Here is a 24,229-nt window from a genome sequence, read left to right as displayed (position 1 = left end):
ATTGGGTTGGCGATTTGGCATCATCCAAAATGAAGCCATGCCCCCTCCATTTACAAAACATTCAAGAAACCGTCATGCAATTGCAACGGAAGTCTTGCCATGTCCCCCGGAGTTAACTGGGGGCAAATATGCTGACCGTAGAGAATCTGACCAAACGTTTCGGCGCAAATGCGGCCGTCGACAATGCGAGCTTTTCGATCGACCGCCCGGCGATGATTGGAGTGATCGGACGGTCCGGGGCGGGCAAATCCACATTGCTGCGCATGATCAATCGGCTGACGGATGCCACAACGGGGCGCATTCTGTTTGAAGGCACGGATGTGACCACGCTGAGGGGCAAGGACCGACGTGCGTGGCAAGCGTCCTGCGCGATGATCTTTCAGCAATTCAATCTGGTGCCGCGAATGGATGTGGTTTCAAACGTTTTGCACGGCACATTGGGCAAACGATCAACCCTGACGACTGTGTTCAACCTGTTTCCCAAATCGGACATCCACCAGGCCATTGATATTCTGGACCGATTGGGCATGGCGGATCATGCTCCCAAAAGGGCCGAAGCCCTGTCGGGGGGGCAGCAACAGCGCGTCGCGATCGCCCGTGCGTTGATGCAGGATCCCCGGATCATTCTTGCGGATGAACCGATCGCATCGCTGGACCCGATGAACGCGCAAACCGTGATGGAGGCCCTGCGCCGCATTCACGAAGAAGACGGGCGCACTGTTCTGGCCAATCTGCACACCTTGGACACGGCACGGCGCTATTGCGACCGGGTTATCGGAATGCGCGATGGGCGCATTGTGTTTGATGGTACGCCCGAACAGCTGACCACCGGCGTGGCCCGGGACATCTATGGCGCAGGGGATGACTTTTCCGAAGCGGCCACATCTACGGAAATTCGCGAGCCGGCACTGGTCCCGCCCAAGGTCGTCTTGCCTGAATTCGCCTGACACCCCCTGCAGGGCGCGCGCATTGCGAACCCCACTCCAAACTTTCTGCAACAGACTTCACTTAACCTGGAAAGAAAACATCATGAAAAATCTGATCGCTGCCGCATTGGCATCCACCGCTCTGGCCACACCGATCCTGGCCGCCGACATCGAATCGTTTAATATCGGCCTCCTGGGCGGTGAAAACGCACAGGACCGTCTGAACAACAACGAATGCCTGCGCGCCAAAACCGAAGAGCTGCTGGGTGTGGAAACCAAACTGTTCGCGCCGGCCGACTATAATGGCGTGATCCAGGGCTTGCTGGGCGGCACAATTGACATGGCGTGGCTGGGTGCCTCGGGCTATGCCAAAACCTATCTGTCTGACCCCGAAGCGGTCGAACCGATCCTGGTCAAAGTCAACAATGATGGTGGCTATGGCTATTACTCGGTTGGCTTTGCCCGCAAGGACAGCGGCATTTCATCGTTGGACGACATGAAAGGCAAAGTCTTTGGCTTTGGCGATCCCAACTCGACCAGCGGCTTCCTGATCCCGTCGATCGAAATTCCCGAAGCTACCGGATCGACCATGACGTCGGGCGACTATTTTGGTGAAGTGAAATTCACCGGCGGTCACGAACAGACCATCGTCGCGGTAAATGCAGGCGATGTGGACGGCGGCGTGACCTGGGCCGACGGTCTGGGTGAATGGGAAGACGGCTACAATTCGGGCGCGCTGCGTCGTGCGGTTGATGCTGGCCTGGTTGACATGAACGACCTGGTGCAAATCTGGCAGTCCAAGCCGATCCCAGAAGGCCCGATCGTTCTGCGCAAGGATTTGCCAGAAGACGTGAAAGTCAAATTCACGGCGCTGATGGCGTCGCTACCTGCGATGGACCCCGAATGTGCCTATGGCGTTCTGTCGGGTGAGGCCAAAGGCGTCATGCCGATCGGTCATGACGCATACGAAGTCATCATCGAAGCACGCAAGCTGAAATCAAACTAATTCAATACCAACCTTATGGCCCCGCGCGATTTTGCGTGGGGCTGTTTCTTTGATGGAAACACCCTGCCATGAGCCATACCGCCGACCAACTGGAGACCACCCGCAGCCATTATTTGGCTCTCATTCAGCGCAAGCGGTTATATGGCGGGTTGATGCTTGGGGTGTTTGCCCTGTTGCTGATTTCCGGCTTTATGCTGGCCGATGACCGCAATGCCGGTGGGTTCTGGGCCGGGCTGCCAAATATTTTGGATTTCCCGGCGGATGTGCTGGCCGATACGCTTCCCAAGCTGGATCAACTTCCGGGGCATTTTCTGACCTATCTCCCGGCCTTGATTGAAACAATCAATATCGCGGCTGTTTCGACGATGATCGGGGCAGGGTTCGCAATTGTCCTGTCGCTGCTTTCGACGCGCGGGTTGGCCCGCTGGCCCCGTCTGATCTCACTGTTTCGCCGGACGATGGACATCATGCGGGCGATCCCTGAAATCGTGATTGCGCTGGTTTTGATTTTTATTCTGGGTGGTGGACCGGTGCCTGCGATGATCGCAATCGCGTTTCACACCGCCGGAGCGCTGGGCAAATTGTTCTCCGAAGTGAATGAAAATGCCGATTTGAAGCCGGTCGAAGGACTGTCGTCTGTCGGGGCAAGCTGGTTCCAGCGGATGTTTCTGGGTGTTCTCCCCCAGGTCGCGCCCAACTATTTCAGCTATGCCTTGCTGAGGTTCGAAATCAACATCCGTGCCTCGGCCATTCTGGGCTTTGTTGGTGCGGGCGGCATCGGATACGAGCTCAAGAACGCGATGAGCTGGGGTTTGGGGAAATACGACGAAGCCGCCGCGATCTTTATCCTGCTGTTCGTCACCATCGTCATCTTTGACCAGCTATCGAGCCATGTGCGCAACGGGCTGACACATAAGGGAGGCCACTGATATGGCATCCGTCGATCTATACGCCTCTGCCGATCGTCTGTTCCTGCGTAAACGTCTGTTCACGCTGGGGCTGCCCGCAGCCATTCTGGCCTACTTGGTCTATGTCTTCTTTGCCTTCGATATTCCCGGCCTTGCCGAACGGGCCCGCTGGGACAATGCCCAGACGCTGACCCGTGATGCGTGGAGCCACAAGACCCACGTCACACGCGACAATCGAACAGGCGAGATCAGCGCCGCGATCGAAGGTGAACGCAAAGGGCAGTATCCGCAGGGAACGGCACCTGAGTGGGTGACGTTGGACGGCACCACGACCCAGGTCGATCTGGGCTCTGGGCATGCGGTGTACTTTTTGCCGGGCAATGGTTTGCGCTACGAAATTCCGGGCTTTGGCACGATCGAAGCAGCCATACAGGGTCGCAAGGTCGTCACCAATCTGACCGGTGATATTCCGGGCTGGATTTCCCTGTCCAAAACCCGTCTGGCGATCACCACGCCCGAAGGGCGCGTGTCCTTGACCCGCAACAAGACCGAAGTGTTCAACTATTTCCCCGGTTGGGAGCTGTTCTTCTTTACGCTGAAGAGCCCCTATTACGGACATGGCCCGTTACAGATCCTGTTCAGTGAACAGATTGATCCCACCCGCTCCAACATTGCGGGTGCCTGGAATGATTTCTGGTTCAACGAAATGTGGCGTCATGCAGATGTGGCCTGGGCGATGTTTGAAACCATCCTGATGGCATTTCTGGGCACATTCGGTGCTGCGATTGTTGCCTTGCCGCTTGGTTTTCTTGCCGCCAGCAATTTCTCCCCCTTTTGGGCCGCTCGTTTTGGCATTCGCAGGGTGTTCGATTTCCTGCGGGGTGTCGATGGGCTGATCTGGACCATCGTGTTGTCGCGGGCCTTTGGTCCCGGACCGATGACTGGTGCGCTGGCGATCCTGCTGACCGACACGGGTAGCTTTGGCAAAATGTTCTCTGAGGCATTGGAAAATGTCGATGAAAAACAGATTGAAGGCGTGGCCTCGACCGGAGCCAAAACGATCCAGCGTTATCGGTTTGGGGTGATCCCCCAGGTCACGCCGGTTCTGCTGAGCCAGGTGCTGTATTACCTGGAGTCCAATACCAGATCAGCCACGATCATCGGTGCAATCACCGGCGGTGGCATCGGCCTGCTGCTGACACAGGCGATGATCACGCAGAAGGATTGGGAGGAGGTCACCTATTACATCGTGCTCATCATTCTGATGGTGATGATGATGGATAGCTTTTCCGGGTGGTTGAGACGTCGTCTCATCAAGGGGGAATAATGAGCAGGCTTTGCGCACAGACCCCTGTCCTCCATTCAGGTTGCCAGATCACAGAAACGACGTTTGGCCGCTATGTGGAAATCGGGCAGGGCAGCAGGCTCAGCTGCTCCGAAATCGGCGATTATTCCTATTGTGATCGGTTTGCAGACATTGCCAACGCCAGTGTAGGAAAGTTCTGCAATATCGCGAGCTTTGCCCGGATCGGCCCGACCGATCACCCGATGCAGCAGGCATCCCAGCACCATTTTCTGTATCGGTCATCGGATTATTTCGATGGGGCCGACATGGATCAGACGTTCATGGCACATCGCAAATCGCGCCGAACGCGGATCGGGAATGACACTTGGATCGGACATGGCGCTGTTATCCGACCGGATATCACCATCGGTGACGGAGCCGTTGTCGCAACACAGGCCGTGGTGACACGGAATGTCGCTCCTTACACGATTGTTGCGGGGGTCCCGGCAAAGCCTATCCGGGCGCGCTTTGCCCCGCAGATCGCAGACCGGTTGATGGCGATGGCATGGTGGAATTGGGATCACGAAACCTTGCACCATCGTCTGGAAGACTTCCGGTCGTTGCCGATCCAGGCGTTTCTGGAAAAATATGAAGCCGTCAGTCGTTCGCCATCGTCAACGTGATCCGATCTGCTGCGAACCAGGTCTTTCCCAGCTCGATGGGGAGGCCGTCGGTGGTGACATTGATGCCAACCGATTTGAGCAGGGGGGCACCTTCGCGCACCCGAAGATGCAGGGCCTGAACCGTATCGGCCAATTCTGCTGAAATCCGGGTGTCGCGGCGGGTGTAATCGTCAATCCCATTGCGGCGCAGGGCTTCGGTGACCGATGTGACCGTGGCAAAGGTTTCTGCGAGATTTGGGACGCGGGTCTGTGGGAAAATGCTTAGGAAATGTGCAATCGGCGCGTTACCTGACAGGGAAAGCCCCTCGTAGACCAACACCGGATCGCCCACCGCCAGGTCCAACGCCTTGGCTTCGCTGGGCGCGCAGGTGCGGGTTTCCAGACGCAGCATCTGTTTGGCCGGTAACCGTCCGGTTGCGCGAATGTTTTGGTGGAACCGAACCCGCTTCCCGATCGGGTAATCGGCGGGTGGGGTTTCGACAAAGACCCCGGCACCGCGTCGGGACCGGACGATCCCGCGATCTGCCATATCAGCCAGGGCACGGCGCACCGTATGCCGGTTGACCCCAAAGCGTACTGCAAGCGCAGCTTCGGTCGGCAGCTTGTCCCCGGTGCGATAATGACCGTTGGCGATGTCATCATCCAATGTGGTCGTGATGGTTTTCCAAACTGGAATGCGGGTCATGTCTGTCACCAAAATTTCACAGTAACCGACTTGCCGAATGTACATCGGGTCCGTAATGATTTGTCTAGTTGTATAGTTATCTAGACAAATCGGCAAGGTGTATAATGACCAACCCCGCGATCACGGAACCGGAACGCAAGCGCTGGATGAGCCTGCTTGCCAAAGCCCCCCCCTTACGGCTGCAAATGCTGCTGGATGGTCTTGGGGATCATCCTGACCACAGTTGGTTAAGGGTGCCGGAAACAGGCGGTGTCATGGTGCAGGGTCGAATGGGGGGCACAGGTGCGCCGTTTAACCTGGGCGAAATGACAGTGACCCGGTGTGCGCTGAGAATTGACAGTGGAGAGGTCGGGCATGGCTATGTGCAGGGGCGTGACCGTGATCACGCCGGACGCGCCGCTTTGGTTGATGCGCTGATGCAGACGCCACGTGCCGACGAAATCGAAGCTCAAATTCTGGGGCCCTTGGCCAGCGAGGCCACCAGCCGTGCACAAGACCGTGCTGCACATGCTGCGGCCACGAAGGTTGAATTTTTTACAATGGCACGAGGAGAAGACTGATGCTGGATCAGAGCTTGCAAGGAGGGTTTGACAACCCGCCAGTTCAATCCGCCACTGCCTTTCGTGCGGCGCTGTCCGTGATGGCACGACCCGGAAACATCGAGACCATTCAAGGGGCACAGGCTCCGGCCCCGATGTCGCGGGCGGCTGCCACGTTGCTGCTGACATTATGCGATCAGGATACGCGCCTGTTTCTGGCGGAGGGGTTCGACACACCGGATATCCGCAACTGGGTGGCGTTTCATATCGGCGCTCCCATTGTCGAACCGGATTCAGCTCAATTCGCAGTGGGTCGCTGGTCGGGGCTTCCATTGCCGCTTTTGCCAATTGGCACATCAGAATACCCGGATCGCTCTGCCACGGTCATTGTTGAAGTGGAGCACCTGAACCAACAAGGCGCGCGTCTGACCGGGCCGGGGATCAGGGAGGCGGCAAATCTGTCGCTGCCAGAGACTGCCGCCTTTGTCGCCAATCGGACCCTGTTTCCGCTGGGGCTGGATTTCTATTTCACCGCTGGTTCCAGCCTTGCGGCGTTGCCGCGATCGACCCGAGTGGAGGAACGCTGATGTATGTTTCAGTCAAAGGGGGCGAGCGGGCCATTGAAAATGCCCATGACTGGCTGGCCCAGGACCGCCGCGGCGATCCGGACGTGGCCGAGCTGGGCCTGGATCAAATCCGTGAACAATTGTCGCTGGCCGTGCATCGGGTCATGGCCGAAGGATCTCTGTATGATCCCGACCTTGCGGCGTTGGCGATCAAACAGGCACGCGGAGATCTGATCGAAGCGATCTTCCTGATCCGCGCCTATCGCACAACATTGCCCCGGATCGGGCATTCTCTCCCGGTAGAGACGGGGGCCATGGCCTGTGACCGTCGGATCAGCGCCACGTTCAAGGACGCTCCGGGGGGGCAGGTGTTGGGGCCGACATTTGACTATACCCACCGTCTGCTGGATTTCAAATTGGCCGCCGATGGACCGGTGCCAAAAGCGCAGACTGCCCCGTCACAGCCTGGCGAAATGCCGCGGATTACTGATTTCCTGAACCGCGACGGGTTGATTCAAAGCGAGCCTCGGTCGGATGACACACCGCCGGATATGACGCGCGCACCGATGGAGTATCCGGCCAATCGGGCTTTGCGCCTGCAATCCCTGACGCGAGGGGACGAAGGGTTTTTGTTGGGCATGGCATACTCAACCCAGCGCGGATATGGCCGCAATCACCCATTTGTCGGCGAGCTGCGCATCGGAAGCGTGCCTGTGGAAATGGAAATTCCAGAATTGGGCTTTGCCATCGAAATCGGCGAGATCACGGTGACGGAATGCGAAACCGTGAACCAGTTCACGGGGTCCAAATCGGAACCGCCCCAGTTCACGCGCGGGTACGGATTGGTCTTTGGTCAAACCGAACGCAAGGCGATTTCCATGGCGCTGGTAGACCGGGCGCTGCGTTGGGAGGAGCTGGGCGAAGACAATCTGGGTGCACCGGCACAGGACGAGGAATTCGTGCTCAGCCACGCGGACAACATTCAGGCGACCGGATTTCTCGAACACATCAAACTGCCGCATTACGTTGATTTCCAGTCCGAACTGGAACTGATCCGCAAACTGCGCGCCGAGGTGCTGGGAGATACCGGCACGAAACCCCACATGGAGGCGGCGGAATGAGCGACTATAATTTTGCCTATCTAGACGAACAGACCAAACGGATGATCCGCCGCGCCATTTTGAAGGGCATTGCGGTTCCCGGCTATCAAGTGCCCTTTGCCAGCCGTGAAATGCCGATGCCTTATGGCTGGGGCACAGGTGGGGTTCAGGTCACGGCGGCCTGCTTGACGCCCGAAGATACGTTGAAGGTGATTGATCAGGGGGCGGATGACACGACGAACGCGGTGTCGATCCGCAAATTCTTTGAAAACACGGCCCAGGTGTCGGTGACCGCCCACACCAGCCAGGCCAGTGTCATCCAGACCCGCCACCGTATTCCCGAAGAACCGCTGAGCGAGGACCAGATCCTTGTCTATCAGGTGCCGATCCCCGAGCCGTTGCGTTTTTTGGAACCGCGCGAGACCGAAACGCGCAAGATGCACAGCCTGGAAGAGTATGGGTTGATGCATGTGAAACTGTACGAAGACATCGCGCGCCACGGCCATATTGCCACATCCTATGCCTATCCGGTCAAGGTCGAAGGGCGCTATGTCATGGATCCGTCACCGATCCCGAAATTCGACAACCCCAAGCTAGAAAGCGCGGCGATCCAGCTGTTCGGGGCGGGGCGTGAACAAAGAATCTATGCGATCCCGCCGTATACACAGGTCGTGAGCCTCGATTTCGAAGACCACCCGTTCGAGCCGACAAAGGCGGATCACGCCTGTGATCTATGTGGTGCCGATCACAGCTATCTGGACGAACTCATCGTCGATGATCAGGGCAACCGGATGTTCGTTTGCTCCGACACCGATTACTGTGCCACCCGCTGCGACAGCGGGCATCGAGGGCGACTGAGCCCAAAGGAGGACGCGGCATGACCCCGCTTTTGTCAGTGCGTGGAATTCACAAGACCTATGGGCATCGTATCGGGTGTAGCGATGTCGGCTTTGACCTTTTTCCGGGCGAAGTCATGGGCATCGTTGGCGAATCCGGGTCGGGCAAATCCACCCTGCTGAATTGCCTGGCGGGCCATCTTGTGCCGGATCGGGGCGAGGTCCTGTTTGACACCCGTGATCAGGGCCCGCGCGATACCGTGACCATGTCGGAACCTGAACGGCGAATGCTGGGGCGCACCGATTGGGCCTTTGTGCATCAGAACGCGCGGGATGGTTTGCGGATGAACGTCAGCGCCGGTGGCAATGTTGGCGAACGGTTGATGGCGGTGGGCGCGCGCCACTATGGGGGTATTCGCGATCAGGCCATCGATTGGTTGGGACGGGTCGAAATTGACGCAGATCGGGTGGATGATCGCCCGACAGGATTTTCGGGTGGGATGCAGCAGCGGTTGCAGATTGCCCGCAACCTGGTGACTGGTCCGCGGTTGGTGTTCATGGATGAACCCACAGGCGGGCTGGATGTCAGCGTGCAGGCGCGCCTGTTGGACCTGTTGCGCGGTCTGGTGCGCGAAATGGGTCTGTCGGCCATCATCGTGACCCATGATCTGGCGGTTGTGCGTTTGCTGGCGGACCGGCTGATGGTGATGAAGTCGGGCCATGTGGTGGAAACCGGCCTGACAGACCAGGTGCTGGACGATCCCCAACACGCCTATACCCAACTTCTTGTGTCCTCAGTATTGCAGGCCTGACCATGATCCAAATCGAAAATGTCTCCAAAAGCTTTACCCTGCACAATCAGGGAGGTGCCGTCATCTCGGTCATGCAGGGGGCGGGGTTTTCCGTGGCTCCCGGCGAATGCGTGGCCCTGATTGGCAATTCCGGCGCAGGCAAATCCACTCTGATGCGGATGATCTATGGCAATTACCTCTCGGCCTCGGGGCGTATTCTGGTCAACGGCGTGGATGTTGCCCGCGCCGAGCCGCGCGAAATCCTGACTCTGCGGCGCGAAACATTAGGTTATGTCAGCCAGTTCCTGCGGGTGGTACCCAGGGTGGCGACAGTGGATGTGGTTGCCGAGCCGCTATTGGCGGTCGGATGCGAACGTGAGGTGGCCTATGCCCGCGCGCAGGACCTGTTGATGCGGCTGAATATCCCGCAAGCGCTGTGGTCCCTGTCGCCCACCACGTTTTCAGGTGGCGAACAGCAGCGGGTCAACATCGCCCGGGGTTTTGCACATACCTATCCGGCAATGTTGCTGGATGAACCAACGGCCAGCCTGGACGCGACCAACCGCGATACGGTGTTGTCGCTGATCGAAGAGGCCAAGGCCCGTGGGGCGGCGATCATCGGGATTTTCCATGACGGTGACGCCCGACGCCGCGTCGCAGACCACGAGATTGACGTGTCGGCCTTTACTCCGGAGCAAGCAGCCTGATGGGGGGGATTTTTGCCATCGTCGGCCCTTCGGGCGTCGGAAAGGATACATTGATGCAGGCGGCGCTGGCAGAAGTTCCTGACCTGTGTCTGGTGCGTCGCGTGATAACCCGACCCGCGGCGGCGGGCGGTGAAGCCTTTACCGGGGTCAGCCCGGCAGAATTCGCGCTTTGCGACGCGGCGGGCGGGTTCGCCCTGTCGTGGCAGGCACATGGGCTGTTCTATGGCATCCCGGTTCAGGTACACGATGATCTGGCGGCGGGGCGCAGTGTACTGTTCAACGGATCACGTGCCATGTTGGTCGAGGCCGCGCGGGTTTTCCCAGAGCTGAAGGTTCTGCATGTCACGGCCAGCCGGGCGGTTCTGGAGGCGCGGCTTTTGGCGCGTGGGCGCGAAAGCACAGAGGAAATCGCGCGCCGTCTGGACCGCGCTTGCATGAAGTTGCCCAAAGGTCTGGAGGTCATCACGATCGACAACTCCGGCTCTTTGTCGGCGGCGACCCAGGCCTTTGTTGATGCGCTGCGTCTGGAACAAGAGAAACCGAAATTCACCTGATAGTTTACTGAACCGCCCCGGATCATACACGTCACACAGTTGTGACACAGCTATGGCAAATGGGGGGCTTGCAAGGCGGGACACCCGATGCACGACCTTATTCTTTCAAACGCCCAGATCGTTCTGCCCGAGGAGGTTATCCAGGGCAGCCTGCAAATCAAAGAAGGGCGGATCAGCACGATCGCGACTGGCGGCACTGCCATCAGCGGTGCTCAGGACATGAATGGCGATCTGCTGATCCCCGGCCTGATCGAATTGCACACGGATAATCTGGAACGTCACATCCAGCCGCGCCCCAAGGTGGATTGGCCCCATGCCGCAGCCATCCTGGCCCACGACGGCGAACTGGCCAGTGTCGGGATCACCACTGTTTTTGATGCGATGCGTGTCGGGTCGATTCCGGCAGGCCGCGCCAGATACGCAAAATATGCCCGCAACTTGGCAACCGAACTGTGGGAAATGCGGGCCGCCGGAGCGTTGCGCATTTCTCACTTTCTGCATTTGCGCGCCGAGGTCTGTTCGGAAACCCTGGTCGAGGAAATGGACGAATTCGGACCTCGGGACCGGGTTGGCATCGTCAGCCTGATGGACCACACCCCAGGTCAGCGCCAGTTTCGCGATATTGGCAAGCTCAAGGCCTATGTGCAGGGAAAACAAGGCATGAGCGATCCTGAATTTGACGCCCATGTCGCCCAATTGTATGCCCTGCGCGCGGCCAACGGTGATCATCACGAAGCCCAGGCCGTCGCCGCGGCGCAGCGATACGGTGCCGTATTGGCCAGCCACGATGATACCACCGCGACCCATGTCGCAAAAAGCGCCCAGCACGGCATCCGCCTGGCCGAATTCCCCACAACGATCGAGGCGGCCCAGGCCTGTCATGAACATGGGATCGCGGTCATGATGGGCGCGCCGAATTTGATCCGGGGCGGGTCACATTCGGGCAATGTGGCGGCCCATGAACTGGCCGACCGTGGTTTGCTTGACATCTTGTCGTCGGATTATGTGCCGTCCGCGCTTATGACGTCGGCCTTTTTGTTGGCTGACCTGTGGGATGACTTGCCGCGGGCCATCGCGACCGTCACCGCCGCGCCGGCGCGGGCAGCAGGGTTGGCAGATCGTGGTATGCTCCAGCCAGGTTTGCATGGTGACGTCGTTCGCATTGGTCGGGTGCAAGGCACACCAGTGGTGCGGGGGGTGTGGTCACATGGACGACAGGTTGGATAAAGGCAGGCGCTGAACGCCAGCCACCGGACCCACCCTGAGTACGCCCCCGATGGGTCAGCCTTGGGTCTCCGGGGTGTGGACCGTCAAACCGTTGTGGGATGCGTTGATCGTGATCTGACAGGCAAGCCGCGAGCGGCTGTCGGTCTGGGCGGCGGCAAAATCGAGCATTTCCTCCTCCATTGAATCGCGCGGGCTGACCCGGGCCTGCCAGGCGTCATCAATGTAGACATGACAAGTGGCACAGGCGCAGGCCCCACCGCAGTCAGCCGCAATGGCGTCGATCCCGGCGTCACGCGCGCCCTCCATCAGGCTGTGCCCTTCGGCAATTTCAATGTCCCGACGCACGCCCCTGTGGTCGACAAAAGTGATGGTCGGCATGGGAGAGATCCTTCTTGAATTTGAAATGGTCAGGCGCGGTGCAACTGGTCCTGAACCCAGGCCGCGACATCCAGAAGGCGCGCATCATCACCGCGTCGCCCGATCAGCTGAATTCCCAAAGGCAACCCATCTGCATCTGTCCCAAAGGGTAGGGCGACACAGGGCAGCTGCAGCAGATTCCACATCCGGCTGAACAGCGGATCGCCAGTGGCCTGCAACCCTTTGGGAGCGGCACCCGGAGCAGAGGGGACCAACAGCACATCGCAATCCGCGAAGAGAACATCCAGCATTTGGTTTGCGCGTTTCCTGAGCGCCAAGGCCTGATCATAGGCCTGTTGACTGACACGTTGGCCCACCTGAATCAGGGCACGGAATTGCGGGCTGATGGTTGCGCCACCGGCCGTATATTCGCTGATCCGGGCGCGCGCAGCTTCATAACCCATGACTGTAATCTGTGCCTGTGTCAGATCGGCAAAGGATGGCGGCGTGGCGATTTCGCCGGTGTCTGCTCCGGTGGCGGCCAGCGCGGCCATGGCGCGGGTGCAGGTGTCGCGCATTTCGATGCTGCCGTCCTGCCAATGCGGCCCCCGCATCAGGTTGATCCGGGGAAGCGTTTCGTCAAAATCTGCCAATGGCGGCAGGCTCTGGCCCAACAGAACCGCGCGGGCGAGGATCAGATCAGTGACCGAACGGGCCAGAACCCCCAACGTATCCAATGAGGTCGACAGCCCCATGACACCGGTCAGGTCAAAGCCGCCGGTTGTCGGTTTGAAGGCTGTCACGCCACAATAGGCGGCAGGGCGGATCAGCGATGCGGCGGTCTGCGATCCAAACGCCAGTGGGGCCATAAAGTCAGCCACCGCAGCAGCGGACCCCGACGACGATCCCCCCGGTGTATGCGCCAGATTGTGCGGATTGGCGGTTTTGCCCGGTTTGAAATAGGCAAATTCGGTGGTGACGGTCTTGCCGATCGGAATGGCCCCCGCATCCAGAAAGGTCTGAACACAGGCCGCGTTGCGTTCGGGTTGTCGGTTGGCATAGATCTCGCTGCCCCAACTGGTCAGCATGTCGTCGGTGTCAATAATGTCCTTGATCACAAAAGGTACGCCATGGAGAGGGCCCAAGGGGGTGCCATTGACAGGGAGTGCATCAGCGGCCCTGGCTCTCTCCATAGCGCGGTCCGCGTCGAGGGTCTGGAACGCCCCCACCTGCGGTTCCCGTGCGGCAATGCGGGCCAGATGTGCCTGCATCACCGCCGAAGGGGTGGTGTCGCCCGCCCGGATCCGGCGGCCGATGTCCGTCGCTGAGAGCTGGTTCAATGCACTCATGCGGACAGCGCCTCCAGTGCTTGGGAAAAGGGGGTGACGGGCATGTCGTAGATACCCCCGCCCAACCGCCCGGCCTCGCCCAGGCGATCCAGAATACCCAGGCTGATGACAGGGCCCGCGCCCTGTTTCACAGCGCCGCGCGCGGTCGAGCCCAACCGGATGTCGAGATCGCGGAAATAGGGGTGTGCCCCCACCGACAGGCCCGAGGTCCGCGCCCGTGCATTGTCGGGCAGATAGGCACCCAGCCCCTTTTTCTGCTCGGGGCTCAGCTCGATCGCCATGGCCCCCAGACCAAAGGCTTCGACCACGGCGCTGTCGCCGATGGCACCCAATGCCCGGTCCGCGGGCAGATCTACATCGAATTTGCCCTGTGGCGCGGCAGCAGGCGTGGTGAACCACTGTCCTGGCAGGCCCGAGATCTGAATGCCGACCTCGCGCCCGTTGCCACCGGCTGCGGTGACAAAGCTGGAGCCATCAATCCCTTCGGCCAGTTTCATCATGATCTTGGATGCCGCCATCCACAGGTTCAAAAACAGCGAAGGTGAGCTGTGCAAGAATTGCAACGCGTCTTCGTCGGTCAGCCCACCGGTGGTGCGATCCATCAGCTCGGCCGCCAATGCGGCACCGGCCACCGGGGTCCGTCCGTGGCAATCATCACCGCCTGCCAATCCGACCACGGCCAATGGCACCAATGCCATGCCTTCGGCCAACCCGTTTTCCAACACGTCCAGGAACCGGGTGTTGAGCCAGCGAATATGTTCCAGCACCGCCTCGGATCGCAGGCCCAACCGCATGGCCGGACGTGATCCGCCGTTGATTGGCGTAAATATCCGCTGCGTCCCGCGCCAGGCGTCATAGATCGTGTGCAAGGGCATGGACGCCGACACAACCGCGGCCAGCGGCGTGACCACATCATGATCCTGCGCCGGTTTCAGCAGGATCTCTCCGGCCCTGATCATCGCCTCGGCCTGATCAAAATCCCGCGCGACACCTTCGTACACTGCTGCAACGCAGGCGGAATTCAGGATCGGTGCCGTGATCAGGTCCGGGCTGGAAAAGGCCGGGCCGGCGTGCAACAGCACATTTTGCGCCAGCCCCAGGGCTTCACCAGCGGTGTTGAACCGGTTCCAAACAGGTTGGGTCACCATGGCCCTGTCAAAGGCCAGTTGATCGGCTGGGTGCAATGTCATGATGCCTCCGGGGGGATTATCCAGGTCTCGGAAAAGTAGAGAAACGCCGTGGTGGTCTCATATCCGGCCTGCACCCGTGTGCCGAGCTGCCCGGGCAGGGACCGCCCGTTGACAATGACCTGTGCGGCATGTGCGGGCACCAGCAGCGAGAACATGTTCTGCTCGCCCGAGGCAACCTCGTGCGGGGACAGCTCCAAGGCGCGCGGCGGTTGCAGATCTTCCCAAACCAGTTCCACCGTCAGCCCCGCCGCCACCAGCGTTTCGCTATAGCGATGCCCCATCGGATCACCCGAAGTCCGCACCACCTGGGCACCCAGTTCTGGCAGGGTGTCAAAGGCAGGAGCATTGGCAAAGGCGGCCAGCTTGCTGATAAAATTCTCTTTGAGAAACGCCGTCAGCGCTGGATTGTCGCTGAGGATCACATTGGGGGCCGCGTCTGACCCTTGGACGGCATCCGGTGTCCCGTACAGCAACAGGACCTGACCCTGGCCCACCGGTGACCAGGCCACGCGGAAAAACAATGCCATGGCCGAGAAGTTGCCATCGGCATCTTTCAACAGAATACCGGGGTTTTCACCGGTCCAGTCCACTACGCCGGGTGTAATTGGTTCGTTCAGCGGCATCAGTTACCCTCCTGCGGTGTGACCCAGGTTTCGGAAAACGCCAGAAAGGCGGTGCTCATGGTGCGACCAAAGAACTGGCGGTCCGCGACCTGACCGGGCAGGGCGGTACCGTTGAGTTTGACCTGCGCCTGCTTGGCCTCGAGAAACACGGAATACATCTCGTGTTCTTTGGTGGCCGAGTTTTCCTTGGTCACTTCGACCGGCAGCGGTGGGCCCATGTCCTGCCAGATCATTTCCAGCGTGACACCCGACCCGCGCAGGGTTTCGGAATATCGGGTCTTTAGATCTCCGGGACGTTTTTCGACGCTATCGCAATCCAGCCAGGTCATCGCCTCCAGCCCGGGTTTGCCGATGAATGTCGGCATTTTGGTGACCCAGCCATCTACGATCCACCGCATCAGGCGCTGGTTGTCGGTCATGATCAGATTGGGCACATGCGGCCAACCGCGTGCCTCATCCGGCGCGCCCAGAACAATCGCGGCATTGCCGCGACCATAAGGCGACAGCACCACCCGAAAAAACAGCGCCAGCGTGTCATATTGGGGGTTTGCCGGGTCAGTCTTGAGATAGATGCCGGGGTTTTCCCCCGACCAATCGACCCGACCGGGGTTGTGTGGAATTCGTGTCATGCCCAGCTCGCCTCATATGCCTTGAGCGCATCAATGATGTACTGTTTGCGTGTCTCGATGGGCTGTTCATCCCCATCTTTGAAAATACCGGCGACGGCAAAGGAGATTTCCTTGAGCACCGCGCCATCATCACGACCTTCCTGTGCGGGGATACGCAGCACGGTATCACCAGCATAGGTTGGCAACACACCATCATAGTCATCAGTGGGGTGGTTGACCGGATTACCCGCCGCAACGGACCGGATTTCGTTGCGCAGCATGCGCCGGACCTTGGCCACGCCGCGGTCGGTAAAGGACAGGTTTTCGCGGCTGTGGATGTTTTTGGGTCCCTGGCTGACCCAGGCGTCGTAATCGCCGGGATCGCGCTGGCGCATTTCATAGGGGCGGTCAGGGTCCTGACCGTAAAAATCGGTTTTGCCAAAGCCCACTTGGGACTTGTCGGTTAGACCGCGCGGATCATCCCCGTCGCGGAAATGGCGCCAGGTCACGACCTGTGTGTGGGTGTCATCAATCGGCACCACCCAACGGGTCAGACCACAGCGGCCAAAGTAACGTTCACGATCGGGCACCGGGAAATGCGCGCCATTCTGGGTGAACGAAGGCATCATATGGTCGTGAATCCGCAGCCAGACAAAATCCCCGTCGCGGCGCACATTGGTATAAAACTCCCCGAATTTGGCCTCGTGGAATTCGATCATCGGCATATGGGCAAAGCTTTCATGGAACTGCACCCGCGCGGCCAATGTGTGCAGATAGACCACGTGAAAGGGATCCCAGGCGTTTTCCATCACCTGCAGCCAGTTGCAGGGTGATTTGATCAGCGACGGCAACATTTCATCGCCGTCTTCGTCAAAGGTATCCATCACCGGGAACGGCGGTTGCTGATCGCGCGGCCCCATATAGGCAAAGGCCAGGCCTTTGTATTCGATCACCGGATAGGCACCCAGACAGGCTTTCTTCTTGACCTGCGAGGCCACAGGTTCACAGGGGGTTTCCTTGATCGTGCCGTCCAGCCCGTATTTCCATCCGTGATAGGAACATCGGATGCCGCCGGGTTCGATGATGCCGAATTCCAGGCTCATGTTGCGATGCGCGCAATGCAGGTGGGTCAGCCCCAGCCGACCTTCGCCGGTTTCACGAAACAGCACCAGATCTTCGCCCAGGATGCGGATGCGATAGGGCAGATCGCCGATCTGATCGGTCATTGCCACCGGCATCCAGAACCGGCGCATATATTCACCACAGACGGTGCCGGGGCCAACTTCGCTCAGCTCGGGATCAGCGGTCTGTGACCAGACATCCTGCTGGTCGTGGCCGCGGAAATCGCCTTCGGGCGCTTTGAATATCTCGTTCATGGGGTCCTCCGATGTCGTCTTTGTCTTTATGTGTCTGTGTTGGCGCGTGTTCGGGCGTGTTTGGCGGTCAGGGAAACGGGTCCGGAACCGGGGCTGTGCCGGTCCAGACAGATTTCACCTGCAAGAAGTCCTTCACCGCATCCGGCCCCAATTCGCGGCCATAACCGGACAGCTTGATGCCGCCGATAGGCGCGCCAGGGTCAACGCTGCGATAATGGTTGATATAGACGGTGCCGCTGTGGATGGCGTTGGCCACCCGGGCGCCCTTGTCGGCATCCGTGGTCCAGACACCGCCAGCCAGCCCATAGTCGCTGTCATTGGCCAGCGCGATTGCCTCGGCCTCACTGGAAAAGCTGGTCACGGCCAGAACCGGGCCAAACACCTCTTCGCGCCATAGCTGCATATCTGTGGTGACGTCGTCAAAGATCGTTGGACCGACATAATATCCGTCCCGCCCCGCTGCCGTTTCCAATCCGTCCAGCAGACAGGTGGCGCCGTCATCCTTGGCCTGCACGATCATCGAACGGACCTTGCGCAGATGCGGTTCGTTGGCCAGCGGTGCAACCTGAGTGTCGGGATCCATCGGGTCACCCAGCCGCAGCGCGCGGGCGCGCTCAATGATGCGGGAGACAAAGGTGTCTTTGACCGTCTCTTCGACCAACAGCCGCGATCCGGCCACACAGGTTTGGCCATTGGACAGGAAAATTCCCGACAGAACCCCGTTGATCGCATTGTCGATATCAGCGTCGGCAAACACCACCTGCGCCGACTTGCCACCCAGCTCCAGCGTGGTGGGCACCACGCCGGCTGATGCGGCCTCGGCCACTTTGCGACCGCCAAAATCAGATCCGGTGAATGTCACCTTGCGGGTCAGCGGGTGGCGCACCAGGGCCTCGCCAACTTCGTGCCCCAATCCGGTGACCACGTTCAGAACCCCGGCGGGCAGCCCGGCCTCGTGCGCCAGCCGGGCAAATTCGACGGTGGAGGCCGAGGCCATTTCCGACGGTTTCACAACCACAGTGTTACCGGCGGCCAGAGCGGGGGCCAATTTCCACGCCAGGATCATCAGCGGCGAATTCCAGGGCGTGATCGCCACCACGACTCCATAAGGTTGCGGATGTGCGGCGCTGGTGACACCGGGAATGGCGTTGGCCTGCGGTTCAACCGTCAGCGTGCGGGCCTCGGCGGCAAAGTGGCGATACCAGCTGTGCAAACCCGAAAACTGCCCGCGCACTTCGGTGATGCGCTTGCCATTGTCGCGCACTTCAGGTTCGACCAGCACCTGCCAATGGGTTTCCAGATGATCAGCCAGTCGATCCAGGATATCAGCGCGCTGAGCCGCAGTTGCATCAGCCCAAGCACCCTCGCGAAATGCTTTGTCAGCAGACCTGATCGCCAAATCTGCCTCATCCGCGCCACAGCGGGCAACACGGGACCACACCTGACCATTGGCAGGATCCACGCTGTCAATCCAGGAACCAGACCAGGGTATCGTGCGCCCATCTACATAGGGCTGATAGTTTTGCATCGTCTTGACCTCTTTGTGGCTCATCTCGTCCGGGTGCCCTGTCGTGATGGGGGGATTGTCGTGCTGATCAGGTTGGTGGGGCGTCTGGGACATCTGTCGCGATTAGGGCCAACAGTTCGCCCCGGCGCACCAACCCACGGGCGCAATGTGCCAGGATCAGTCCGGAGTGCGGGAACTTGAGCGCAAGAGAGTCGCGGTCGGGTTCGCCAGGAAAGTGGAAATGCCCGGCCAATGCGCCAGCAGTTACATTCTGACCGGCGCGGATCTGGCGATCAAACAACCCGTCTGACGGCGCATAAAGCGAATGGGATGCCGATGTGATCTCGACCCGGCGCGCGGCTGGTGGGTTTGGGAACTTTTGATTGATAACGCCCAGATGGGTCAGACAGCGCAGCAATCCCAGTTCGGTGTCTGACGTGATATCCGGATCCACGCCGCCGCCACCGCCCAGCTCGGCCGCGATCATTGGAACGCCCGCGCGTTCTGCCGCAGAGTTGACCGATCGGTTGTCGTTGTTGGCCCCCAATTGCCAGATCAGGGGCAAGCCAAAGGCTTTTGCCAGAGCAAGGTTGCGGTCAAACAGGTCATCATCTGCTGTTCGGGTGGCCAGCGCACAGGGGTGAAAGAAGGAGGCTTTGCCTCCGGAATGCAGGTCGATCACGCCATCACAGCGCGGCATCAGCTCTGTTTCGACAAAATGTGCGATCATCTGTGTGGGGCCGCCGTCCGGATCGCCTGGGAACGCCCGGTTGAGATTGCCGCCATCCAAAGGCGAAACCCGTGAGGAGGCCTGAAACGCCGGTGCGTTTAGGGCAGGAATGAGAATGATCTGCCCCGAAAGGTCGGTGTGAGAGAGGCGCGCCAGCACGCGCATGATCGCTGCGGGGCCTTCGAATTCGTCGCCATGGGTGCCACCCAAGATCATCACAACTGGCCCGTCGCCATTTTTCAGGCTGATGATCGGGACCGGATGATACCCCAGCGGGTTTGTGTTGTCCGACCATCGCAGCATCAGATCCCCTGTCTGGCGTCCGTCCCGAGCCAGATCGACAGTCAATGACAGTCTGCTTTTGCTGCGTTTCATACCTGTTCACGCTCCTGATACCGAGATGCGAGTTTCTGTTCGCAATTCTTTCTAGCATAATTTTTTTGAAAGTGAATTGCAAAAATTATGCATTTGTGTGATGGATTGAAAATGCAGATCAGGAGGGCAGAATGGCAGTCGCGCGCGCAAAACCAGGAATTGAACGAATAAAGGCACATATGATCGGCGGGGCTGATCAGGCGGTTCCGCCGGCGGCGGTTCTTGTGAACTCAAACGAAAGCGTCTTTGGTCCCAGCCCTCTTGCACGTGCCGCCGCTTGCGCTGCGGTGTCCGATCTGGAGCGGTATCTGGAGAACCCTGACCGCCTGCTTGCGCCAGCGATTGGCGCGCACTTTGGTCTGGATGCGCGTCGGATCACGATTGGTCAGGGGTCCGATGATCTGTTGGCGCGTTTGGCGCGGGCCTATCTGGGACCAAATACCGAGCTGGTCCGCACGGCCAATGGGTACCTTAAGGTGCCCAATTACGCCCATGCCAATGATGCGGATGTGGTTTCTGTTGCGGATGACAATTTCAAGCCGTCGGTTGACCGGATGATCGCTGGGGTGACGGAAAAGACCCGCATCGTTTATCTTGCGAATCCAGAGAATCCGGCGGGTACCTATCTGAGCGGAGCAGAGGTGCGACGCCTGCACGCGGCCCTTCCCGACAATGTTTTGCTGGTGATTGACGCAGCATATGAGGAATACGTGGATGCCGCGGATTACGAACCTGCGCATGTCTTGGTGGAGGAGGCCGACAATGTTGTCATGTGCCGTACCTTTTCAAAGATCTTTGGCCTTGCGGGTGCCCGCGTCGGTTGGCTTTATGGGCCAGACGATGTGGTGGACTCGGTGCGCCGGATTGGTGTGACATTTCCGGCGGCTTCCCCGTCGGCAGCGGCTGCGGTGGCCGCGTTGGAGGACACGGAGCATCTGAAATACGTCTATGATGAAAACCTCAAGAGCCGAAGCTGGCTCAGCAAGCAGCTGGAAGAACTGGGGCTCGAGGTTATTCCCAGTCAGGCGAATTTCATTTTGGTCAAGTTTGCGGATCCAAAGAAATCGGCGGAATCCGTGGATCAGTTTCTGCGACACAAGGGGATCGCGATTCGCCGTTTTGCGTCGCCAGCCTATCGAGATTACATCCGGATCACGATTGGACATAGGGCAGATATGCAAGCCACGCTGGATGGCATTTCCGATTTCCTGAAGGGGGATTTGTGATGGCTGCTGCACCCGCTTTGAATACAGACGCGCCGCAGGTTGCGCATCCGTCAGGCGCTGAAATCATAGAATTGATCAAGCAGGCTGGCCTGCGCGAAATCGTGGCGGTGCCGGATATTGTGACCAGCGACGGCCTGTTATGGCCGATCTCTCGGGACCCGGACTTTAGGCTTACCCGTGTGTGCAAGGAGGACGAGGGCGTCAGCATTTGCGGGGCGATGTCATATAATGGAACGCGGGCCATTCTGATGATGCAGCAAACCGGATTGATGGATTCGCTGAACGCGATCCGCGCCATTGGTGTGGATTATGAATTGCCGATTGTCATGATGGTGGGACTGCAGGGCAAAGATCCGGCTGTTCATCCGGATCAATCGGCCGCGTATGGTGTGCGCATCATTCGCCCGGTTCTGGACGCAATGGAACTGTCGCATTCCCTGATCGAAGAGCCCGACGATGTGGCGCATATTCCAGACGCGATCGCGCAGGCCTATGCACAGTCGCGCCCCCACATCTTTCTGATTGGCCGTTCCCCGGAGGCACTATGACCCTACGCCGAGATGATGCCCTTAGGGCACTGATTCCCCACGTAAAAGATGATGATATTGTTGTTGCTGTCTATCAAAGCTGTTTTGATTGGTTGGCGATCAATCCGCGCGATCTGAACTATGTTGCGGTGGGTGCCATGGGGCAGGCGTCGTCGCATGGGTTGGGGCTGGCGCTTGCCAATCCGACCCGGCGTGTTTTTGTTCTGGATGGCGATGGCAGTTTGCTCATGAATCTGGGAACACTGGTCACGATCGCCAATGCCGGTGTCAAAAATCTCTACCATTTTCTGGCGGCAAATCGCGTTTACGAAGTGAATGGCGCGCATCCTTTGCCGGGGGCGGACCGGGTGGATTTCGAAGGTCTGGCCAGGGCTGCAGGTTATGCGGGAGCCCGCAGTTTTGATGATCTCGGGGCCCTTGAGGACGGGTTGCCCGAGGTGCTTGGCGCGGATGGTCCACAAATGTCTGTGCTGGAGATTGTGCCCGGGGATCCATACCCGCGGGACTACAATTACATTCACAGCGCAGCCGCGCGGCATAGCTTTCGCGAAGCCCTGAACCGGGGTTAATGGATATCTACGTTTGCTTTGGCGATATCCAGGAAATCCTGGGCAATCGCCGACAGGGGGCGACGGTTCGACCAGATCAACACCGCGCGAAAATTCAGCGGTGCCGCAAAGGGCAACGCGACGCAGCCGGGTAGGGATCTGAGATAACCTTCGCTGGAGCCCACGACAGACACACCCAGCCCCGCCGCCACAAGACGACAGATCGCATCGGTGGTTCTGGTCTCGTACTGGAGCCGCCGTTTTACGCCTTTGGATTCAAAAAAGCTGTCGATTTCAAAGCGAAAACGCGACGTGGCGATGTAGGAAATAAAGTTCTCGTCGGCCAGGTCCAGCGCCTTTACGATACGTTTTTCAGCAAGCGGGTGCCCCTCGGGGACCACGCAATACACGTCATCATTGGTGATGGTCAGGCTGTCAAACGACGGGTTCTGGGTTTCGCTGGTGGTGATGCCAAAATCATAGCTTTGGGACACCATCCACTCCACTGCATCGTCGGCAGGGCCAATCTCCATCTTGACCATCGCAGAGGGCCGCATCTGTGCGAACTTTCCGATCAGGCTGGGGGCGACGAGTGTCGAAAAGGTCGGTGTTGTGACCATCGTCAATCGCGCATGGCCAAAATTCCGGATAGCGACGGCGGTTTCCTTGATGTGTTCCATGCCGCTGACCGCCTGGCGGACTTCCTCTACCAGCAACCGCGCTTCTTCGGTCGGGACCAGAACCCGTCCCGTGCGCTGAAACAGTTTGAATCCGACTTCGGTTTCCAGATCAGACAACAGCCGACTCACCGCCGGCTGAGAGATTCCCAGCATTGCGGCGGCTTCGGTGACCGTGCCTGTCGAGACGACAGTTCGGAAGGCGTCAACTTGGCGAAAGGTTATTTTCATGCACCCTTTATCCCCTTTCCGCCCAAGATTACACAACTTGATATGCAATTCATAATATTTTTGAATGATGAGGGGTAATTTTTATTGACAGGGCTATACCGGAAAACCAATACTTCCATCACATGTTTTGGCATCGACCACGGAGGCGAAATGCAAGAACGCGTTCTTTCAGCGACATCACGGAACTTGCGCCAGCGAGAAAAGGCTGGCCTGGACGTGCGGGCGCTGTCGCATACTCTCTGGCAGATTGCCCAGGCGATCATCGTGTTCGCCGTGATCGGATATCTGATTTGGCGCGGTGCCGCTGCCATGGAGTATAATTGGCAATGGTACCGGATCGAGCCGTTCTTTTATCGCGTCATTGATGGCGAGGTGATCTGGGGTCCGCTGGTTTGGGGTTTGATCCAAACGCTAAAGCTGGCCTCGATTGCAGGCGTTATTGCGATCGCCATCGGTTTCATTACCGCGTTTGCGCGCCTGTCCAATTCAACTGCGGGCAGGATCATTGCCAAATGGTATCTCGAAGCGATCCGCAATACACCTTTGCTGGTGCAGCTGTTCCTGTTCTACTTTGTTCTTGCCCCAATTTTCGGGATCGACCGGTTTTGGGCGGGCGTTCTGTGCCTTGCCTTCTTTGAGGGATCCTTTGCCGCCGAAATCATCCGCGGCGGCATCATTGGGGTCGACAAAGGGCAGTTCGAAGGCGCGGACGCCATTGGCCTGAGCCTGTCCGACAAATACCGCTTTATCATCGTGCCGCAGTCGCTGCCGCTGATTTTGCCGCCACTCACGGGGTTGATCATTTCGTTGATCAAACATTCGGCAATTGTCAGCGTCATCGCGGTATCTGAACTGACCACTGCGGGTTTGAACCTGATTGCAGATACCTTCATGGCATTCGAGATCTGGTTCCTGGTGGCCGGGATCTATCTGGCGGTTACGGTCACCATGTCATTCGGCGTCAGCCTGTTTGAAAGAACTCTCAATAAAAACAAACGCTAAAGCGTAGCCAAACCATAACACGCGAACCCAAGAAAAAGCCGGGGTAACCGGTACATTCAACACTGGAGG

27 protein-coding genes are annotated in these 24,229 nt (G+C 58.9%); 17 read left to right on the top strand and 10 right to left on the bottom strand.

Annotation, left to right across the window (positions count from 1 at the left end; genetic code table 11):
- Window positions 1–128: 128 nt before the first annotated feature.
- The 5 genes from phnC (at window position 129) to QEZ52_RS16570 (ending at window position 4,808) form a co-directional block, all read left to right on the top strand.
- Window positions 129–947, top strand: a complete 819-nt coding sequence (gene phnC, locus QEZ52_RS16590) for a phosphonate ABC transporter ATP-binding protein (RefSeq protein ID WP_406645579.1) — start codon at window positions 129–131, stop codon at window positions 945–947.
- An 82-nt stretch (window positions 948–1,029) separates the two neighbouring features.
- Window positions 1,030–1,932 (top strand): phosphonate ABC transporter substrate-binding protein, encoded by a 903-nt coding sequence (phnD, locus tag QEZ52_RS16585; RefSeq protein WP_406645578.1) that lies wholly within the window; start codon window positions 1,030–1,032, stop codon window positions 1,930–1,932.
- A 68-nt stretch (window positions 1,933–2,000) separates the two neighbouring features.
- Window positions 2,001–2,861, top strand: a complete 861-nt coding sequence (gene phnE, locus QEZ52_RS16580; protein WP_406645577.1) for an ABC transporter permease — start codon at window positions 2,001–2,003, stop codon at window positions 2,859–2,861.
- A gap of 1 nt (window position 2,862) precedes the next feature.
- Window positions 2,863–4,167, top strand: coding sequence for a phosphonate ABC transporter, permease protein PhnE (gene phnE / locus QEZ52_RS16575; RefSeq protein ID WP_406645575.1), 1,305 nt, complete (start codon window positions 2,863–2,865; stop codon window positions 4,165–4,167).
- Window positions 4,167–4,808, top strand: a complete 642-nt coding sequence (locus tag QEZ52_RS16570; RefSeq protein ID WP_406645574.1) for a chloramphenicol acetyltransferase — start codon at window positions 4,167–4,169, stop codon at window positions 4,806–4,808. The genes phnE (QEZ52_RS16575) and QEZ52_RS16570 overlap by 1 nt, the downstream gene beginning before the upstream one ends.
- Here QEZ52_RS16570 and phnF read toward each other — a convergent pair.
- Window positions 4,783–5,493: a phosphonate metabolism transcriptional regulator PhnF gene (gene phnF / locus QEZ52_RS16565; RefSeq protein ID WP_406645573.1), complete on the bottom strand. Its 711-nt coding sequence runs from the start codon at window positions 5,491–5,493 to the stop codon at window positions 4,783–4,785. The two genes, QEZ52_RS16570 and phnF, sit on opposite strands and share 26 nt — an antisense overlap.
- A 104-nt stretch (window positions 5,494–5,597) precedes the next feature.
- Between phnF and phnG the strand changes: the two genes are divergently transcribed.
- The 8 genes from phnG (at window position 5,598) to QEZ52_RS16525 (ending at window position 11,813) form a co-directional block, all read left to right on the top strand.
- On the top strand, window positions 5,598–6,053 hold the full coding sequence (phnG, locus tag QEZ52_RS16560) for a phosphonate C-P lyase system protein PhnG (protein ID WP_406645572.1): 456 nt from the start codon (window positions 5,598–5,600) through the stop codon (window positions 6,051–6,053).
- On the top strand, window positions 6,053–6,619 hold the full coding sequence (phnH, locus tag QEZ52_RS16555; protein ID WP_406645571.1) for a phosphonate C-P lyase system protein PhnH: 567 nt from the start codon (window positions 6,053–6,055) through the stop codon (window positions 6,617–6,619). Before phnG ends, phnH begins: the two co-directional genes overlap by 1 nt.
- Window positions 6,619–7,719: a carbon-phosphorus lyase complex subunit PhnI gene (locus tag QEZ52_RS16550; protein WP_406645569.1), complete on the top strand. Its 1,101-nt coding sequence runs from the start codon at window positions 6,619–6,621 to the stop codon at window positions 7,717–7,719. The genes phnH and QEZ52_RS16550 overlap by 1 nt, the downstream gene beginning before the upstream one ends.
- Entirely contained in the window at window positions 7,716–8,579 is an 864-nt protein-coding gene (locus QEZ52_RS16545) for an alpha-D-ribose 1-methylphosphonate 5-phosphate C-P-lyase PhnJ (RefSeq protein WP_406645568.1), read from the top strand. Before QEZ52_RS16550 ends, QEZ52_RS16545 begins: the two co-directional genes overlap by 4 nt.
- Window positions 8,576–9,346, top strand: coding sequence for a phosphonate C-P lyase system protein PhnK (phnK, locus tag QEZ52_RS16540; protein ID WP_406645567.1), 771 nt, complete (start codon window positions 8,576–8,578; stop codon window positions 9,344–9,346). The genes QEZ52_RS16545 and phnK overlap by 4 nt, the downstream gene beginning before the upstream one ends.
- Before the next feature lie 2 nt (window positions 9,347–9,348).
- On the top strand, window positions 9,349–10,032 hold the full coding sequence (gene phnL / locus QEZ52_RS16535; protein WP_406645566.1) for a phosphonate C-P lyase system protein PhnL: 684 nt from the start codon (window positions 9,349–9,351) through the stop codon (window positions 10,030–10,032).
- Window positions 10,032–10,586 (top strand): phosphonate metabolism protein/1,5-bisphosphokinase (PRPP-forming) PhnN, encoded by a 555-nt coding sequence (gene phnN / locus QEZ52_RS16530; RefSeq protein ID WP_406645565.1) that lies wholly within the window; start codon window positions 10,032–10,034, stop codon window positions 10,584–10,586. The genes phnL and phnN overlap by 1 nt, the downstream gene beginning before the upstream one ends.
- 87 nt (window positions 10,587–10,673) lie before the next feature.
- Window positions 10,674–11,813: an alpha-D-ribose 1-methylphosphonate 5-triphosphate diphosphatase gene (locus QEZ52_RS16525; protein ID WP_406645564.1), complete on the top strand. Its 1,140-nt coding sequence runs from the start codon at window positions 10,674–10,676 to the stop codon at window positions 11,811–11,813.
- A 54-nt stretch (window positions 11,814–11,867) separates the two neighbouring features.
- Here the strand turns inward: QEZ52_RS16525 and QEZ52_RS16520 are convergent, their stop codons facing one another.
- The 8 genes from QEZ52_RS16520 to QEZ52_RS16485 all read right to left on the bottom strand — a co-directional run bounded on the left by QEZ52_RS16520 (window position 11,868) and on the right by QEZ52_RS16485 (window position 19,928).
- Window positions 11,868–12,191, bottom strand: a complete 324-nt coding sequence (locus tag QEZ52_RS16520) for a 2Fe-2S iron-sulfur cluster-binding protein (protein ID WP_406645561.1) — start codon at window positions 12,189–12,191, stop codon at window positions 11,868–11,870.
- Between the two features lie 29 nt (window positions 12,192–12,220).
- The gene (locus QEZ52_RS16515; protein ID WP_406645560.1) at window positions 12,221–13,519 is read right to left on the bottom strand and encodes an amidase; all 1,299 of its coding nucleotides are present in this window, start codon (window positions 13,517–13,519) and stop codon (window positions 12,221–12,223) included.
- Window positions 13,516–14,709, bottom strand: a complete 1,194-nt coding sequence (locus QEZ52_RS16510) for a DUF1116 domain-containing protein (RefSeq protein WP_406645559.1) — start codon at window positions 14,707–14,709, stop codon at window positions 13,516–13,518. The genes QEZ52_RS16515 and QEZ52_RS16510 overlap by 4 nt, the downstream gene beginning before the upstream one ends.
- A complete protein-coding gene (locus tag QEZ52_RS16505) occupies window positions 14,706–15,332 on the bottom strand; it encodes a hypothetical protein (RefSeq protein ID WP_406645558.1) in 627 nt (208 codons plus the stop codon). Before QEZ52_RS16505 ends, QEZ52_RS16510 begins: the two co-directional genes overlap by 4 nt.
- Window positions 15,332–15,961, bottom strand: a complete 630-nt coding sequence (locus tag QEZ52_RS16500; protein ID WP_406645557.1) for a hypothetical protein — start codon at window positions 15,959–15,961, stop codon at window positions 15,332–15,334. Before QEZ52_RS16500 ends, QEZ52_RS16505 begins: the two co-directional genes overlap by 1 nt.
- Window positions 15,958–17,316, bottom strand: a complete 1,359-nt coding sequence (locus QEZ52_RS16495) for a Rieske 2Fe-2S domain-containing protein (protein ID WP_406645556.1) — start codon at window positions 17,314–17,316, stop codon at window positions 15,958–15,960. Before QEZ52_RS16495 ends, QEZ52_RS16500 begins: the two co-directional genes overlap by 4 nt.
- A 67-nt stretch (window positions 17,317–17,383) precedes the next feature.
- Window positions 17,384–18,868, bottom strand: coding sequence for an aldehyde dehydrogenase (locus QEZ52_RS16490; protein WP_406645555.1), 1,485 nt, complete (start codon window positions 18,866–18,868; stop codon window positions 17,384–17,386).
- A gap of 43 nt (window positions 18,869–18,911) precedes the next feature.
- Window positions 18,912–19,928: a succinylglutamate desuccinylase/aspartoacylase family protein gene (locus tag QEZ52_RS16485; RefSeq protein ID WP_406645554.1), complete on the bottom strand. Its 1,017-nt coding sequence runs from the start codon at window positions 19,926–19,928 to the stop codon at window positions 18,912–18,914.
- Between the two features lie 131 nt (window positions 19,929–20,059).
- Between QEZ52_RS16485 and QEZ52_RS16480 the strand changes: the two genes are divergently transcribed.
- The 3 genes from QEZ52_RS16480 to QEZ52_RS16470 are packed head-to-tail and all read left to right on the top strand — an operon-like array spanning window position 20,060 to window position 22,271.
- Entirely contained in the window at window positions 20,060–21,154 is a 1,095-nt protein-coding gene (locus QEZ52_RS16480) for a pyridoxal phosphate-dependent aminotransferase (RefSeq protein WP_406645553.1), read from the top strand.
- Window positions 21,154–21,702 (top strand): decarboxylase, encoded by a 549-nt coding sequence (locus QEZ52_RS16475; RefSeq protein WP_406645551.1) that lies wholly within the window; start codon window positions 21,154–21,156, stop codon window positions 21,700–21,702. The genes QEZ52_RS16480 and QEZ52_RS16475 overlap by 1 nt, the downstream gene beginning before the upstream one ends.
- Window positions 21,699–22,271, top strand: coding sequence for a thiamine pyrophosphate-dependent enzyme (locus QEZ52_RS16470; RefSeq protein ID WP_406645550.1), 573 nt, complete (start codon window positions 21,699–21,701; stop codon window positions 22,269–22,271). The genes QEZ52_RS16475 and QEZ52_RS16470 overlap by 4 nt, the downstream gene beginning before the upstream one ends.
- Here the strand turns inward: QEZ52_RS16470 and QEZ52_RS16465 are convergent.
- Window positions 22,268–23,158: a LysR substrate-binding domain-containing protein gene (locus QEZ52_RS16465; protein ID WP_406645549.1), complete on the bottom strand. Its 891-nt coding sequence runs from the start codon at window positions 23,156–23,158 to the stop codon at window positions 22,268–22,270. The genes QEZ52_RS16470 and QEZ52_RS16465 overlap by 4 nt on opposite strands.
- Before the next feature lie 150 nt (window positions 23,159–23,308).
- On the opposite strand from QEZ52_RS16465, the gene QEZ52_RS16460 reads away from it, so the two are divergent.
- Window positions 23,309–24,160, top strand: coding sequence for an amino acid ABC transporter permease (locus tag QEZ52_RS16460; protein WP_406645548.1), 852 nt, complete (start codon window positions 23,309–23,311; stop codon window positions 24,158–24,160).
- Window positions 24,161–24,229 lie beyond the last annotated feature (69 nt).

This window comes from Aliisedimentitalea scapharcae (genome assembly GCF_045277565.1).
Taxonomy (GTDB): Bacteria; Pseudomonadota; Alphaproteobacteria; order Rhodobacterales; family Rhodobacteraceae; genus Aliisedimentitalea; species Aliisedimentitalea scapharcae.
This window is presented reverse-complemented; position numbering and strand designations above follow the sequence as displayed.